This window comes from Diaphorobacter caeni (assembly GCF_015354245.1).
Classification (GTDB): Bacteria; Pseudomonadota; Gammaproteobacteria; order Burkholderiales; family Burkholderiaceae_C; genus Diaphorobacter_A; species Diaphorobacter_A caeni.
This window is the reverse complement of the sequence record NZ_JADKYZ010000002.1, coordinates 297,265-312,339: the sequence shown is the minus strand read 5'-3', so window position 1 is coordinate 312,339 and position 15,075 is coordinate 297,265. Positions and strand designations below refer to the sequence as shown.

The window sequence follows — 15,075 nt, the reverse complement described above, 5'->3', positions numbered from 1 at the left end:
CCGCAAGGCGGAACATGAAACAAAAAACGCAGCCCTTGGGCTGCGTTTTTTGTTTCCGAGCTCAAAGCGGCCCTGGCACCCGTCCCGACTGAATGATGACGGGAGGATGCTCCGACGGGTCCCGCACCTCCTCGAGCATGTCCCCGCGCCGAAGCGGCTCGGCGGGCTGGCTCAGCAGCTCGCGCACGAAGTTGGGCTGCGCAAGCAGCGCCAGGTGCATTGCGCCGTTGTAGAGCTGCAGCGACGGAATGCCGCGCTCGGCGATGCGGCGATCCACTTCTTCACTGCCAAGCAGCGCGGGATCGGTCTGCATCGACGCCATGGCCATGCACCACAGCGTGCCGTAGAGCGGCACATACTGAAGGTAGGGCCGGAATACCGGGAAGACTTGCTTGACCGATGCGGCGATGCGCATCAGGCTTTGGGGAAGGTGGATCGGGGAGCCCAGATGCAGCGAGACCACTCCGTGCGGAGCGAGCGCGCGGCGGCAGCTCTCGTAGAACTCCACCGTGTACAGATCGGTGGCCGGGCCAAAGGGGTCCGTGAGGTCCAGCACGATCTGGTCAAAGCGTTCATCGGTCTGACCAAGAAAGCGGCGTGCATCGCCAATGCGGATTTCAAGGCGCGGATCGTCGAGGGCGCCGCGATGGATGCTGGGGAGCCATTCACGCGCCACGTCGATGACCCGCGCGTCGAGCTCCGCGAGCACCACGCGTTCGATCTGGGGCAGCTTGAGCAGTTCTTCGACCGCGCCGCCATCTCCGCCGCCCACCACCAGCGCGCGCCGCACCCCGGGGTGCGCGATGGCCGGCAGGTGGACCATCGGCTCGTGGTAGAAAAATTCATCGCGCTCCGAGGTCATGAAGCAGTCGTCGATGCGCATGACGCGTCCGAACTGCGCGTTTTCGAACACCTCGATCTGCTGCCACTCGGACTGCACGCTCACCAGCAGGCGACTGTTCTTCAGGTAGAAGCCGAAATCGGGAGTGAGCCGCTCGGCCGCGTACGAAGGTGCCGCGGCCTGCGGGGTGATCATCACGCCCATGTCAGGCCCGCTCGACGGTGTGCAGATGCGGGTCGTTCGGATTGAACGCGGCCATCAGGTCGTCGAACAGTTTCTGCGCCTTGGGGCGGTTGTTGCTGGTGTAGTTGCACACATAGACGTCGAGCGTGACGTAACCCGATTCGGGCCAGGTGTGGATGGACAGATGCGATTCGGCCAGAACGACGACGCCGGTGACTCCGCCGCCTTCGCCAAAGCTGTGGAACAGGCTGCCGACGGCGGTCAGTCCGGCGCTGGCCACTTTCTCCTTGCAGAAAGACTCCAGATATCCGGCGTCCAGCATCAGACGGCTGTCACACAGACAGCCGTAGAGATCGCCAATCAGATGCAGGCCGGTGGCCGAGCGTGCAACGGAGGAGGTCTTGATGGGGATGGCGTTCTGGACGTGGTTCTTCATTGAGCTGGAGCCCTTTCGTTGAGAAGTGATGATGAAAAAAGGCGTTCTCGACTCCCTGATGGAGCCGAGGGCGGGTATGGGGTTGCGCAAACCTTGCCCGTGAGCGTGTATGGGCGCTGGAGGGCTGCGCCGCGCGGTGCGCGAGCTCCATGTCATTGACAGGCCGCAAGCGTCGCCTGTCTTTGCCAACAATACCCAAGTATAGTCAAGCACTGTTTTCGCAACAGTGGGTTCAACATACGATGGATATGGGAAACGGGTTTCCCCCTATGATGTAGGGTTGCTCCTTCTTGTTGGAAGGCTGCAGCCGATTGTTTTTATCCATGCTTGAAACCGCCCCCACTGTCTCTGATCCGCTCGTCGAGTTGCGCAATGTCCACTTCGGATACGGCGAGCGCGCGATCCTGCGCGACGTCAGCCTGAGCGTGCCGCGCGGCAAGGTGACCGCGCTGATGGGCGCGTCCGGCGGCGGCAAGACGACCGTTCTGCGCCTGATCGGCGGGCAGCATGTCGCTCAGGGCGGCGAGGTGCTGTTTGACGGCAAGAATGTCGGCGCCATGGACATGAAGGCGCTGTACGCCGCGCGTCGCCGCATGGGGATGCTGTTCCAGTTCGGTGCGCTGTTCACCGACATGAGCGTCTACGAGAACGTGGCGTTTCCGCTGCGCGAGCACACCGACCTGTCCGAAGAGCTGATCCGCGACATCGTGCTCATGAAGCTCAACGCCGTCGGCCTGCGCGGCGCGCGTGACCTCATGCCGAGCCAGATCTCCGGCGGCATGGCGCGGCGCGTGGCGCTGGCGCGGGCGATCGCGCTGGATCCCGAACTCATCATGTATGACGAGCCTTTCGCGGGGCTCGATCCGATCTCTCTGGGCACGTCGGCACAGCTGATCCGTCAGCTCAACGACTCCATGGGACTGACCACGATCATCGTGTCGCACGATCTGGAAGAGACGTTCCGTCTGGCCGACCACGTGATCATTCTCGGCCCCGGCACGATTGCCGCTCAGGGCTCGCCCGAAGAGGTGCGCAAGAGCACCGATCCGCTGGTGCACCAGTTCGTCCATGCACTGCCCACGGGGCCTGTGCCGTTTCACTATCCCGGCCCGAGCGTGGCGCAGGATTTCGGTCCGGTGGGCATGGCGTCGGGAGACAAATCATGAGCTGGTGGCGACCATCCGACGTGGGTTTCGCGGTGCGCGGCAAACTGGCCGACATCGGTCAGGGCGCCAAGCTGTTCTGGCGCATGCTCCAGCTCGGCGGCGAGGCGTTCAAGCGCCCCGGCCTGGTGCGCGACCAGGTGCACTTCCTCGGCAACTATTCGCTGTCGATCATCGCGATGTCGGGGCTGTTCGTCGGCTTCGTGCTGGCGCTGCAGGGCTACAACATCCTGCAGCTCTATGGCTCGACCAATGCGCTGGGTCTGGTCGTCACATTGGGTCTGGTGCGAGAGCTTGGCCCCGTTGTGACGGCGCTGCTGTTCGCGGGCCGCGCGGGCACCTCGCTCACGGCCGAAATCGGTCTGATGCGTGCGGGCGAGCAGCTCTCGGCGATGGAGATGATGGCCGTCGATCCGGTGCGCCGCATTCTGGTGCCGCGCTTTTGGGGCGGAGTGATCGCGATGCCGCTGCTGGCGGCGGTGTTCAATGCCGTTGGGGTGATCGGCGGCTGGATGGTCGGTGTGCTCATGCTCGGCGTCGATTCCGGTGCCTTCTGGGGGGCCATGCAGAGCAGCGTCGATGTCTGGAAGGACGTGGGCAACGGCGTGGTCAAGAGTTTTGTCTTCGGCGTGGCCGTGACCTTTGTGGCGGTGCTGCAGGGTTATGTGGCCAAGCCTACGCCCGAAGGCGTTTCGCGTGCGACGACGCGCACCGTGGTGATCGCGTCGCTGTCAGTGTTGGGGCTGGACTTCCTGCTCACGGCGCTGATGTTCAGCATTTGATCAATCGAATTTGGAAGCGAAGAGACCGGTATCTCGGGATCTGGAGAAAGTAGCAAACCATGCAGCAATCCAAAAATGACGTCTGGGTCGGCCTGTTCGTGCTTCTGGGCGCGGCCGCACTCGTGTTTCTTGCACTGCAGTCGGCCAATCTGCTGAGCCTGAACTGGAAGTCGGGCTATGCGGTGACGGCACGCTTTGACAACATCGGCGGCTTGAAGCCCCAGGCGGCGGTGCGCAGCGCCGGGGTCGTGGTCGGTCGCGTCAAGACGATCGCGTTCAACGACGAGACTTTCCAGGCCAACGTGCATCTGGAGCTCGAAAAGCAGTACAAATTTCCCAAGGACAGCTCGCTCAAGATCCTCACGAGCGGCCTGCTCGGCGATCAGTACATCGGAATCGAGGCGGGCGCCGACAGCGACAATCTGGCGGAGGGTGACACAATCACCGCTACGCAGTCCGCGGTCGTCCTCGAAAATCTCATTGGCCAATTTCTCTACAGCAAAGCCGAAGACGGCGGCAGTTCGAGCGGATCTGGCAGTAAAAAATGACAAAGCAAAAAACCACATACTCCAAACTCATCCTGCGCGGCAGTTCTGCGGCGCTGGGACTTGCTTTGCTGGCCGGATGCGCGAGTTCTTCCCGTGTCTCTCAGCAGGCGCATCCTGACGATCCCTACGAATCGTTCAACCGCAGCATCTATTCGTTCAACGACGGAGTCGATCGCGCGGTCCTGAAGCCCGTCGCGACCGCCTATCAGGAAGTGACTCCCAAGCCGGTGCGCACCGGCGTGACGAACTTTTTCGCCAATCTGGGGGATGCCTGGTCATTTGTGAACAATCTGCTTCAGGGACGGGGCTCGGACGCGCTCGACAGCATGGTGCGCTTCAACGTGAACACCGTGTTCGGTCTGGGCGGCCTGCTCGACATCGCGAGCGAGATGCGCATCCAGCGTCACAAGCAGGACTTTGGCCTGACGCTTGGAAGCTGGGGCGTGAAGACCGGACCGTATCTGGTTCTGCCGTTCCTTGGCCCCTCGACCATCCGGGACACCGTGGCCCTGCCCGTGGACTGGAAGGGCAACCTGATCGGTCAGATCGACGACATTCCCGTGCGCAATTCGCTCACCGGCATTGGCCTCGTCGACAAACGTGCCTCGCTTCTGAATGCGGGCGACGTGCTCGATGCCGCCGCGCTCGATCCGTATTCGTTCACGCGTGACGTCTATCTGCAGGTGCGCAGCCAGCGCATCGTTCCTCGCAAGGGACAGGTGGAAGACGAAGACGCAGGCAAGCTGCCCGAGGACTACTGAGTTTCCGCCTGCGGTGATCTTTGGCGATTGCGCCACAGGTTGCAATTGCTTTCAACCCGGTACCTCCGGGACGCAACAAACCCGGGCACCGTGTTGAAAATGGGCACGCATGCCGTCAAGCACATACATTCAAGTCTGTATGTGAACTAACAAGGATTTCCAAGATGTTGAATCGACGCCTTTTTTCGCAATCCGCTGCTGCCGTGGCATCCCTGATGCTGCTGTCCGTTCCCGTGGCCGCTCTGGCCAGCGAGGAAACACCGGATGCCATGATCAAGCGCCTGTCCAACGAGGTGCTGGAGACCATCCGCAGCGATTCGTCCATCAAGTCGGGTGACGTGGACAAGATCATGGTGCTGGTGGATCGCCTGCTGATGCCGCACGTGAATTTCCGCCGCATGACGGCCGCCGCCGTCGGCCCGGGCTGGCGCAAGGCGACGCCCGAGCAGCAAAAGCGCCTGCAGGACGAGTTCAAGGTGCTGCTGGTGCGCACTTACTCCGGCGCGCTGAGCCAGGTGACCAACCAGACCGTGGAGGTCAAGCCGCTGCGTGCAGCCGCCGGCGACAAGGATGTGCTGGTGAAGACCGAGGTGCGCGGCAAGGGTGATCCGGTGCAGGTCGACTACCGACTGGAAAAGGACGGTGCGAGCTGGAAGATCTACAACCTGAACGTCCTGGGCGTCTGGATCGTCGACACTTACCGCACGCAGTTCGGCCAGGAGGTCAATGCCAAGGGCATCGACGGTCTGATCGAGTCGCTCGTGGCCCGCAACAAGGCCAATGCCGCCGGCAACGGCAAGTAATCCAGCCCGAAGGTACACGCCATGAACGCATCCGCCGCCGCTCCCAGCATGCTGGTGCTTCCGCCCGAGCTCACGCACGCGCAGGCCACTGCCAGCCTGCGCATGCTGATGCAGGCCATGAAGGCGCACAAGGAACAGCACCTGGTCGTTGATGCCGGAGCGCTCAAGGTGTTCGATTCGTCGGCGCTCGCCGTCCTGCTCGAATGTCGCCGCACGGCGCTGGAGTTCGGCAAGACCTTCGCCATCAAGGCCTTGCCCGCGTCGTTGGGCAGTCTGGCCGGTCTGTACGGCGTGCAGGAACTGCTCTCGGCGGAATGACCCGAGATTGAGGGGAGGGCGAACGCGCCCCTCAAAACCCTCTCCTGTCGCTGCGGGCCTTCCCGTTCTAGAATGGAAGGCTTCATGCCAGCCGTATCATTTCAGTCTGTCTCCAAGACCTTCAACACCCCCAAGGGGCCTTTTCAGGCGCTGAACAACGTCAGCCTCGACATTGGCGAGGGCGAGTTCTTCGGCCTGCTCGGCCCCAATGGCGCGGGCAAGACCACGCTGATCAGCATCCTCGCCGGTCTGGCGCGCGCTTCGGGCGGCAGCGTCAAGGTCATGGGGCATGACGTGCAGAGCGACTACGCCGCCGCGCGCCGCAGCCTCGGCGTGGTGCCGCAGGAGCTGGTCTTCGATCCTTTCTTCACCGTGCGCGAGACGCTGCGCATCCAGTCGGGCTATTTCGGCGTCAAGAACAACGATGCCTGGATCGACGAACTGCTGGAGAGCCTTGGCCTCACCGACAAGGCGCACAGCAACATGCGCCAGCTCTCGGGCGGCATGAAGCGTCGCGTGCTGGTCGCCCAGGCGCTGGTGCACAAGCCGCCGATCATCGTGCTCGACGAGCCGACCGCAGGCGTGGACGTGGAGCTGCGCCAGACGCTCTGGCACTTCATCGCGCGTCTGAACCGCGAGGGCCACACCGTTCTTCTGACCACCCACTATCTCGAAGAAGCCGAGGCGCTGTGCAGCCGCGTGGCGATGCTCAAGCACGGCAACATCGTCAAGCTCTCGAGCATGTCCGATCTGCTCAAGTCCGCATCGGCCAACGTGCTGCAGTTCAAGACCGACAGCGTCTTGCCGGCGTCCATCGCGGCGCGTGCGCGCGTCACCGGCCGCATCGTGCAGATTCCCGCGCAGGATGCGGGTGACGTCGAGCAGCTGCTGGTCGGCCTGCGCGAAGGCGGCGTGGTGCTGGAGGATGTGGAGATCCGCCGCGCCGATCTCGAGGACGTCTTCATCCACGTGATGAACGAACAGCAAGGCGGTGCCGCATGACCGGATGGCAGACCCTGCTCAAGAAGGAAGTGCTGCGCTTCTGGAAGGTGGCTTTCCAGACCGTGGCCGCGCCGGTGCTCACGGCCGTGCTGTATCTGCTGGTCTTCGGCCATGTGCTCGAAGGCCGCGTGCTGGTCTATGACCGCATCACCTACACCGCTTTCATCATCCCCGGTCTGGTGATGATGAGCATTCTGCAGAACGCGTTCGCCAACAGCTCGTCAAGCCTGGTGCAGAGCAAGATCATGGGCTCGATGGTGTTCGTGCTGCTCACCCCGCTGTCGCACTGGGCCTGGTTCAGCGCCTATGTCGGCGCTGCCGTGCTGCGCGGGCTGCTGGTGGGGGTGGGCGTGTTCATCATCACGCTGTTCTTCGCCGTGCCGGACTTTTCGGCGCCGCTGTGGATCATCGTGTTCGCGCTGCTTGGCGCGGCCATCATGGGCACGCTGGGCGTGATCGCGGGGCTGTGGGCCGACAAGTTCGACCAGATGGCGGCGTTCCAGAACTTTCTGATCATGCCGCTGACCTTCCTCTCGGGCGTGTTCTATTCCATCCATTCGCTGCCGGAGTTCTGGCAGAAGGTCAGCCACCTGAATCCGTTCTTCTACATGATCGACGGCTTCCGCTACGGCTTCTTCGGGCAGAGCGACGTGTCGCCCTGGACCAGCCTTGCCATCGTCGGCGGCGCGTGGCTGCTCATCAGCGCGCTGGCCGTGCATCTGCTGCGCATCGGCTACAAGATCCGCAACTGAGTCCGGCCGCCCAGCCGCAACGTTCCTCCCATTCCATTCATTCGTATCCACCATGACCGCAGACCAACTCAAGGATCTCATCAGTGCCGGCCTGCCCTGCGAGCACATCACCCTCGAAGGCGATGGCCGTCATTGGTACGCCACCATCGTGTCCGGGGAGTTCGAGGGCAAGCGCCTCATCCAGCGCCACCAGCGCGTCTACGCGACGCTTGGCGACCGCATGAAGACCGATGAGGTGCACGCGCTGTCGATGAAGACCTTCACGCCGGCCGAATGGTCCGCACAGGGCGGACAAGCCTGATCGAGTCGCGACAGAGATTTGTGATTGCCTGAAGTTCAATATTCCCCCCAAGCCGTTTCAATGGACAAGCTGCTGATCCGCGGCGGCCGCCAACTGCGTGGCGAGGTGCCGGTGTCCGGCGCCAAGAACGCCGCGCTGCCCGAGCTGTGCGCCGCGCTGCTCACCGACGAGCCGGTGGTGCTGCACAACGTGCCGCATCTGCAGGATGTGGCGACCATGCTCGTGCTGATTCGCCACATGGGCGTGTCGATCGCGCGCGACGCGGCCGACGACTGCACCGTGCGGATCGCCGCGGGCGCACTGCATCTGCCCGAGGCTCCGTACGAACTGGTCAAGACCATGCGCGCCTCGGTGCTCGCGCTCGGTCCCTTGCTTGCGCGCTTTGGTCGCGCGAAGGTGTCTTTGCCTGGCGGCTGCGCGATCGGCTCGCGTCCGGTGGACCAGCACATCAAGGGCCTCAAGGCCATGGGCGCCGAGATCGTGGTCGAGCACGGCTACATGATCGCCTCGCTGCCCGAAGGGCGCACGCGCCTCAAGGGCGGGCGCATCACCACCGACATGGTCACCGTGACCGGCACCGAGAATCTGCTGATGGCCGCCACGCTGGCCGAGGGCGAGACCATTCTGGAGAACGCCGCGCAGGAACCGGAGATCGTCGATCTCGCTGAAATGCTCATCAAGATGGGCGCGAAGATCGAAGGCCACGGCACGGCGTGCATCCGCATCCGGGGCGTGGAGCGGCTGCACGGCTGCGAACATGCCGTGGTGGCCGATCGCATCGAGGCGGGCACGTTTCTCTGCGCCGTCGCGGCCACGGGCGGCGACGCGTTCGTGCGCCATGCGCGCGAGGAGCATCTCGGCGCGGTCATCGACAAGCTGCGCGATGCGGGCGTGGAAATCGAGGCGCGCCGCGACGGCATTCAGGTGACCAGCCCGGGCGCCGCCAATCTGACCGCCCAGAGCTTTCGCACGACCGAATATCCCGGTTTCCCGACCGACATGCAGGCGCAGTTCATGGCGCTGAACGTCGTGGCCCAGGGGCCATCCACGGTGGCGGAGACCATTTTTGAAAACCGCTTCATGCATGTGAGCGAGCTGCTGCGCCTCGGTGCGAAAATCCGCACCACGGATGCGCGCGAGGCCGTGATCGAAGGTCTGGGCACGAACGGCGCTACCACCGAGCACCTCTCTGGCGCGACCGTGATGGCGACGGACCTGCGCGCTTCGGCCAGTCTCGTGATCGCGGGTCTGGTGGCGAGCGGCGAGACGCTGGTCGATCGCATTTATCACCTTGATCGCGGCTACGATTGCATGGAAGGCAAACTGCGCGGCCTCGGTGCCGACGTGGAAAGAATCCAATGACGATGATTACTCTGGCTCTCTCCAAGGGCCGCATTTTTGACGAAACCATGCCTCTGCTGGCCGCTGCCGGCATCAAGGTGCTGGAAGATCCGGAGACCTCGCGCAAGCTGATTCTCCCGACCAACCAGCCCGATGTGCGCGTGGTGATGGTGCGCGCCACCGACGTGCCGACCTACGTGCAGTACGGCGGCGCCGACATCGGCGTGACCGGCAAGGACACGCTGATCGAGCATGGTGGCCAGGGCCTGTTCCGTCCGCTCGATCTGAACATCGCCAAGTGCCGCGTGAGCGTGGCCGTGCGCAATGATTTCGACTACGAGCATGCGGTCACGCAGGGCTCGCGCCTGAAGGTCGCGACCAAGTACACCCACATCGCGCGCGAATTCTTCGCGACCAAGGGCGTGCACGTGGACCTGATCAAGCTCTACGGCAGCATGGAACTCGCGCCGCTGACCGGCATGGCCGATGCCATCGTCGATCTGGTCTCCACCGGCAACACGCTCAAGGCGAACAATCTGGTGGAAGTCGAGCGCATCATGGACATCAGCTCGCATCTGGTGGTGAACCAGGCCGCGCTCAAGCTCAAGCAGGAGCCGCTGCGCCACATCATCGACGCGTTCGCATCCGCCATCCGCAAGGATTGAATCCACAATACCGCTTCGTTCGTTCGATCTTCCATAGAAAGCTGTTCGCCATGTCCTCGCAAGCCGTCCCTCTGCGTCTGTCCACCGCTTCGACCACGTTCGAAGCCGACTTCGCGGCGCGCCTGCATTGGTCGGCGGACACCGATGCCGAGATCGAGCAGCGCGTCGCCGACATCCTTGCCGACGTGCAACAGCGCGGTGACGCGGCGGTGCTGGAATACACCGCACGCTTTGACGGATTGAGCGTTCAGAGCATGTCGGCGCTGGAGCTCAAGCAGGACGAACTCAAGGCCGCCTTCGACGGCCTGAACGACGCGCAGAAGCACGCGCTCACGGCGGCGGCCAAGCGCGTGCGCACCTATCACGAGGCGCAGAAGAAGGCCAACGGCGAGAGCTGGAGCTACCGTGACGAAGACGGCACGCTGCTCGGCCAGAAGGTCACGCCGCTGGACCGCGTGGGCATCTACGTGCCGGGCGGCAAGGCGGCCTATCCGTCGAGCGTGCTGATGAACGCGATTCCTGCGCAGGTCGCGGGCGTGCAGGACATCATCATGGTCGTGCCCACGCCGCGCGGCGAAAAGAATGCGCTGGTGCTGGCCGCCGCCTATGTGGCCGGCGTGCACCGCGCCTTCACCGTCGGCGGTGCGCAGGCCGTGGCGGCGCTGGCCTACGGCACGGCGACCATCCCCAAGGTCGACAAGATCACCGGCCCCGGCAACGCCTATGTGGCGAGCGCCAAGAAGCGCGTGTTCGGCATGGTGGGCATCGACATGATCGCCGGGCCTTCCGAAATTCTCGTGCTTGCCGACGGCACGACGCCGCCCGAATGGGTGGCGATGGACCTGTTCAGCCAGGCAGAGCACGACGAACTCGCGCAATCCATCCTGCTGTGCCCCGACGCGGCTTACATCGACGCGGTGCAGCGCGAGATCGACCGCCTGCTGCCCGAGATGCCGCGCAAGGAAATCATCGCCAAGAGCCTCAATGGTCGCGGCGCGCTGATCCTCACCAAGGACATGGAAGAGGCCTGCGCGATCAGCAATCGCATCGCGCCGGAGCATCTGGAGGTCTCCAGCCGCGACCCGCACCAATGGGAGCCGCTGCTCAAGCACGCGGGCGCGATCTTCCTCGGCGCCTACACCAGCGAGAGCCTGGGCGACTACTGCGCGGGCCCGAACCATGTGCTGCCCACCAGCGGCACGGCCCGCTTCTCGTCGCCGCTGGGTGTCTACGATTTCCAGAAGCGTTCCAGCCTGATCGAGGTGAGCGAGGCAGGTGCGCAGGTGCTCGGCAAGATCGCGGCCGAACTCGCCTACGGCGAAGGCCTGCAGGGCCATGCCCGCGCTGCGGAGATGCGCCTGAAGGCGGAGTGATTCTCGGACCTGACTGCAGCAGATGCTTGCAGTTATGGTCTGACAATTGCAATAAGTTTTTCCATATGTTGCGCCAATGAGCGCAGCCCGTTTTTCCCATGGACACTGCGTCGCGAAGCGCTGAAGCTTCACCGCACAACACCAATACATGGGAATACGGCACATGAATCTCCACACACGGACAGCCATCGCGAGCCTCCTCGCTTCATGGCGGAGGCGCGATGCGCTCAGGCGCTGGCTGCTGGGCCTCGGGCTGGGTGCCAGCGTGCTGCTCGCGGGGTGCTCCATGCCGCCGACGTACACAGGCGCCGTGGCCGACGAGGCGCGCGCGCCCTCGACCTCGACCGTCCCTGCTTCTGCCTCCGCATCCGTGGCTGCGTCGCCGCAGGCCAACTCCACGCTCGGCACCCAGTGGGGCGAGGGCCGCACCTCGCGCGTGGTCCATGTGGATGCCACGCGCATCACGCCCGATCGTCCGCAGGCCATGCGCTCCATGCGCTACACCGACGAGGCCAGCATCCTCGGTGCGCTGGGGGCGAACGCGGACAGCCAGCGCAGCGTGCTGCTCGACGACGGCAAGATCGAATGGTCGGTGCTCGACGGGAATGGGCGCGCGCTGCCGATCTACTCCACGCGCGGCGGTGACGACTACCGGGTGGCCGGTCGCCAAGGCGAGCGCTATGAGCTGGTCTACGTGAACCGCAGCCAGCGCAACTACGAACTGGTGGCGACGGTCGACGGGCTCGATGTGCTCTCGGGTCAGCCGGGCAGCGTGGGCGCGGGCGGCTATCTGCTGCGCGCCGGGGAGCGGCTGCGCATCGAGGGCTTCCGCAAGAGTCGGGAGGAGGTCGCGACCTTCCGCTTTTCGACCAAGGACAACGCTTACGCGAGCAACACGCCCGCAGGCTCCCCCCGCAACATCGGCGTGATCGGCACGGCGCTGTTCGAGGTGCGGATCGCCGAGGCCAGGCCCGCACAGCCGGTGGCCCGCCCCGCACCACGGGGTGGTCCGGATGCCTTCCCGGCAGATCAGGGCCGCTACGCGCAGCCACCCCAGTACCGCTGAATGCGCTGACCGCGCAGAGCACGGGAAAAGCCGAATTCGCCGAATCCGCCGCAGGGCCGATTCGGCTTTTTTGTATCCGGATCAAATCACACGAATTTCGTGCAACACGAATTTCGTGTAAACTGGGCCCTGTGAAAAATCTCACCATCACCGTGGATGACGACGTGCTCGAATGGGCCCGCATCGAGGCTGCCCGCCGCGGCACGAGCGTGTCGCGCATGGTGGGGGACTTCATGGCCGAGATGCAGCGCCGTGAGGACGCTTACGAGCGCGCCTACCTCGCGTGGCGCACCGACGAGCGCAGCTGGCATGCCTCCACCGACGCGTCGGACGCGAGCCGCAAGGCGGTTCTGGAGCGCACGAACGCAGCGAAGGGCCCGGAAGCATGAATCCGGTGTTCGTCGATACCTCCGTGCTGATCGCCGCCGAAGACGTGGGCCGTGCCGATCTGTACGCCGCCACCTTGTCTTGGCTCGATGCGCTCTGGAAGACGCGCAGCGGCCGCACCGGCAGCCAGGCGCTGTGCGAGTTCTACGACCAGGTCACGACGGCGGCCGAGCCGCTGTCCCAGGGTGACGCGCGCGCCGCGATCCGCCGTTACCAGACCTGGAATCCCTGGAAGACCGACGCCGCCACGCTCGAGACCGCGTGGGCCGTGCAGGCGCGGCATCAATTGGCGTTCGGCGACTGCCTCGCGGTCGCCTGTGCGCAGCACAGCGGCTGCGACCAGATGCTCACGCTGCATCTGCCGCACGGCACGCAGTTCGGCGGCGTGACCATGGTGCATCCGCAGCAGGCGGCGGTTCCTCTCGACGCAGCAGCCTGAACGAACCCCGCTCTTTCCTTTTCCTTCCGCCGCAGTTTCCCTTTTTCTTTCTTCCTTTTTTACTTTCTCAACCCCTCCATTCGCCATCACGACGACGAACCAGACGAAGACTCTCATCATGACCACCTTGTCCGCATCCCAATCCAAAGCACTTGATCGCATCCGTCCCGACGTGCGCGCCATGCACGCGTACAAGGTGCAGGGTTCGGTGGGCTACCTCAAGATGGACGCGATGGAGAACCCGTTCAGCCTGCCCGCGCATCTGCAGGCCGAGCTCGGCAAGCGCCTGGGTGCGCTGGAGATCAACCGCTATCCTGGCGCCCGTCAGGACGACCTCAAGTACGCGCTCGCGAAATATGCCGATGTGCCCGAGGGCAGCGCGGTTCTGCTCGGCAATGGCTCGGACGAGATCATCAACCTGATGGCGCTGGCCTGCGCACAGCCGCACGCCGGGGGGCGCGCCAAGCTGCTCGCGCCGATGCCGGGCTTCGTGATGTACCCGATGAGCGCGCAGTTGCAGGGGCTTGATTTCGTGAACGTGTCGCTGAACGCCGACTTCGAGCTCGACGTGCCCGCGATGCTGGCCGCGATTGCCGAGCACAAGCCCGCGATCACCTATCTGGCCTATCCCAACAACCCGACCGCGACGCTGTGGAGCGAGGCGTCGGTGCAGGCCGTCATCGACGCCGTGGGCGAGCAGGGCGGCTTCGTGGTGATGGACGAGGCCTACCAGCCGTTCGCCAGCCGCAGCTGGCTCTCGCGCATGAAGGCCGAGCCCGAGCGCAACGGCCACGTGCTGCTGATGCGCACGCTCAGCAAGTTCGGCCTCGCCGGCGTGCGTCTGGGTTATCTCATCGGCCCCGAGGCCGTCGTCAGCGAGATCGACAAGGTGCGCCCGCCCTACAACGTGAGCGTGCTCAACTGCGAGGCGGCGATCTTCGCGCTCGAACATGCCGACGTGTTCGCCGCGCAGGCCCTTGAAATCCGCACGGAACGGGCCAAGCTGATTGCCGATCTGAGGGCGATTTCCGGCATCGACAAAGTGTGGGACAGCGAGGCCAACATGGTGCTGATCCGCGTTCCGGATGCCGCAAAGACCTACGATGGCATGAAGGCACGAAAAGTGCTGATCAAAAACGTTTCTACAATGCACCCATTGCTGGCCAACTGCCTGCGTCTGACGGTCGGAAATGCCTCCGACAACGCCCAGATGCTCGCGGCGCTCCAGGCTTCCCTATGACATCATCACTTGTACCCTCCACACCTGCGGTCGATGCCAATGCCGACCGCGTCGCCGAAGTCGCCCGCAACACGGCGGAAACACGCATCAAGGTGCGCGTGAACCTCGATGGCACGGGCGCGTCGCGCATCGCCACGGGCATCGGTTTTTTTGACCACATGCTCGAGCAGATCGCGCGCCACGGGCTGATCGACCTGCAGATCGACTGCGACGGCGACCTGCACATCGACGGCCACCACACGGTGGAAGACGTGGGCATCACCATCGGCCAGGCGTTCGCGCGCGCGGTGGGCGACAAGAAGGGCATCCGCCGCTACGGCCATGCCTACGTGCCGCTCGACGAGGCGCTGTCGCGCGTGGTGGTGGACTTCTCGGGACGTCCCGGCCTGCATCTGCACATTCCGTTCACGGCGGGCAGCATCGGCGGCTTCGACACGCAGCTCACCTACGAATTCTTCCAGGGCTTCGTGAACCACGCCGGCGTGACGCTGCACATCGACAACATCAAGGGCATCAACGCCCACCACCAGTGCGAAACCGTGTTCAAGGCCTTCGCCCGCGCGCTGCGCGACGCGCTGGAGCGTGATCCGCGCTCCGCTGGCATGATTCCGTCCACCAAGGGCTCCTTGTAATCCCGCCGGATGCATTCCGCCGAATCCATGGGTGCCAAGCAA

General features: G+C 64.2%; 19 protein-coding genes. 17 read left to right on the top strand and 2 right to left on the bottom strand.

Annotation, left to right across the window (positions count from 1 at the left end; all coding sequences use genetic code 11):
- Positions 1-61 precede the first annotated feature (61 nt).
- Positions 62-1,045 carry a polyamine aminopropyltransferase gene (speE, locus tag ISG32_RS05345; protein WP_194769995.1) on the bottom strand — a complete coding sequence of 328 codons (984 nt, stop codon included), beginning with the start codon at positions 1,043-1,045 and terminating at the stop codon, positions 62-64.
- A 1-nt stretch (position 1,046) separates the two neighbouring features.
- Positions 1,047-1,460, bottom strand: coding sequence for an adenosylmethionine decarboxylase (gene speD, locus ISG32_RS05340; protein WP_228529610.1), 414 nt, complete (start codon positions 1,458-1,460; stop codon positions 1,047-1,049).
- Between the two features lie 323 nt (positions 1,461-1,783).
- Between speD and ISG32_RS05335 the strand changes: the two genes are divergently transcribed.
- The 17 genes from ISG32_RS05335 (at position 1,784) to hisB (ending at position 15,033) form a co-directional block, all read left to right on the top strand.
- Positions 1,784-2,626, top strand: coding sequence for an ABC transporter ATP-binding protein (locus ISG32_RS05335; RefSeq protein WP_194769994.1), 843 nt, complete (start codon positions 1,784-1,786; stop codon positions 2,624-2,626).
- The gene (gene mlaE, locus ISG32_RS05330) at positions 2,623-3,405 is read left to right on the top strand and encodes a lipid asymmetry maintenance ABC transporter permease subunit MlaE (RefSeq protein ID WP_194769993.1); all 783 of its coding nucleotides are present in this window, start codon (positions 2,623-2,625) and stop codon (positions 3,403-3,405) included. Before ISG32_RS05335 ends, mlaE begins: the two co-directional genes overlap by 4 nt.
- 59 nt (positions 3,406-3,464) lie before the next feature.
- Complete coding sequence (mlaD, locus tag ISG32_RS05325) at positions 3,465-3,953, top strand: outer membrane lipid asymmetry maintenance protein MlaD (RefSeq protein WP_194769992.1); 489 nt, start codon at positions 3,465-3,467, stop codon at positions 3,951-3,953.
- Positions 3,950-4,714: an MlaA family lipoprotein gene (locus ISG32_RS05320; protein ID WP_194769991.1), complete on the top strand. Its 765-nt coding sequence runs from the start codon at positions 3,950-3,952 to the stop codon at positions 4,712-4,714. Before mlaD ends, ISG32_RS05320 begins: the two co-directional genes overlap by 4 nt.
- Before the next feature lie 164 nt (positions 4,715-4,878).
- Positions 4,879-5,517, top strand: coding sequence for an MlaC/ttg2D family ABC transporter substrate-binding protein (locus ISG32_RS05315; RefSeq protein ID WP_194769990.1), 639 nt, complete (start codon positions 4,879-4,881; stop codon positions 5,515-5,517).
- A 48-nt stretch (positions 5,518-5,565) separates the two neighbouring features.
- Positions 5,566-5,835 (top strand): STAS domain-containing protein, encoded by a 270-nt coding sequence (locus ISG32_RS05310; protein ID WP_194770430.1) that lies wholly within the window; start codon positions 5,566-5,568, stop codon positions 5,833-5,835.
- Positions 5,836-5,919: 84 nt separating this feature from the next.
- Complete coding sequence (locus ISG32_RS05305; protein WP_194769989.1) at positions 5,920-6,837, top strand: ABC transporter ATP-binding protein; 918 nt, start codon at positions 5,920-5,922, stop codon at positions 6,835-6,837.
- Entirely contained in the window at positions 6,834-7,589 is a 756-nt protein-coding gene (locus ISG32_RS05300; RefSeq protein ID WP_194769988.1) for an ABC transporter permease, read from the top strand. Before ISG32_RS05305 ends, ISG32_RS05300 begins: the two co-directional genes overlap by 4 nt.
- Positions 7,590-7,641: 52 nt before the next feature.
- Positions 7,642-7,890, top strand: a complete 249-nt coding sequence (locus tag ISG32_RS05295) for a BolA family protein (RefSeq protein WP_194769987.1) — start codon at positions 7,642-7,644, stop codon at positions 7,888-7,890.
- A 60-nt stretch (positions 7,891-7,950) separates the two neighbouring features.
- On the top strand, positions 7,951-9,252 hold the full coding sequence (gene murA, locus ISG32_RS05290) for a UDP-N-acetylglucosamine 1-carboxyvinyltransferase (RefSeq protein WP_194769986.1): 1,302 nt from the start codon (positions 7,951-7,953) through the stop codon (positions 9,250-9,252).
- A gap of 2 nt (positions 9,253-9,254) precedes the next feature.
- Positions 9,255-9,896, top strand: a complete 642-nt coding sequence (hisG, locus tag ISG32_RS05285; protein ID WP_407645035.1) for an ATP phosphoribosyltransferase — start codon at positions 9,255-9,257, stop codon at positions 9,894-9,896.
- Between the two features lie 50 nt (positions 9,897-9,946).
- Positions 9,947-11,269 (top strand): histidinol dehydrogenase, encoded by a 1,323-nt coding sequence (gene hisD, locus ISG32_RS05280; protein ID WP_194769984.1) that lies wholly within the window; start codon positions 9,947-9,949, stop codon positions 11,267-11,269.
- 163 nt (positions 11,270-11,432) lie between these two features.
- A complete protein-coding gene (locus tag ISG32_RS05275; protein ID WP_194769983.1) occupies positions 11,433-12,335 on the top strand; it encodes a hypothetical protein in 903 nt (300 codons plus the stop codon).
- A gap of 131 nt (positions 12,336-12,466) precedes the next feature.
- Complete coding sequence (locus tag ISG32_RS05270; protein ID WP_194769982.1) at positions 12,467-12,724, top strand: DUF6364 family protein; 258 nt, start codon at positions 12,467-12,469, stop codon at positions 12,722-12,724.
- On the top strand, positions 12,721-13,161 hold the full coding sequence (locus ISG32_RS05265; protein WP_194769981.1) for a PIN domain-containing protein: 441 nt from the start codon (positions 12,721-12,723) through the stop codon (positions 13,159-13,161). The genes ISG32_RS05270 and ISG32_RS05265 overlap by 4 nt, the downstream gene beginning before the upstream one ends.
- A gap of 118 nt (positions 13,162-13,279) precedes the next feature.
- On the top strand, positions 13,280-14,401 hold the full coding sequence (gene hisC / locus ISG32_RS05260) for a histidinol-phosphate transaminase (protein ID WP_194769980.1): 1,122 nt from the start codon (positions 13,280-13,282) through the stop codon (positions 14,399-14,401).
- Positions 14,398-15,033, top strand: coding sequence for an imidazoleglycerol-phosphate dehydratase HisB (gene hisB, locus ISG32_RS05255; RefSeq protein ID WP_194769979.1), 636 nt, complete (start codon positions 14,398-14,400; stop codon positions 15,031-15,033). The genes hisC and hisB overlap by 4 nt, the downstream gene beginning before the upstream one ends.
- The last annotated feature ends 42 nt before the right edge of the window (positions 15,034-15,075 follow it).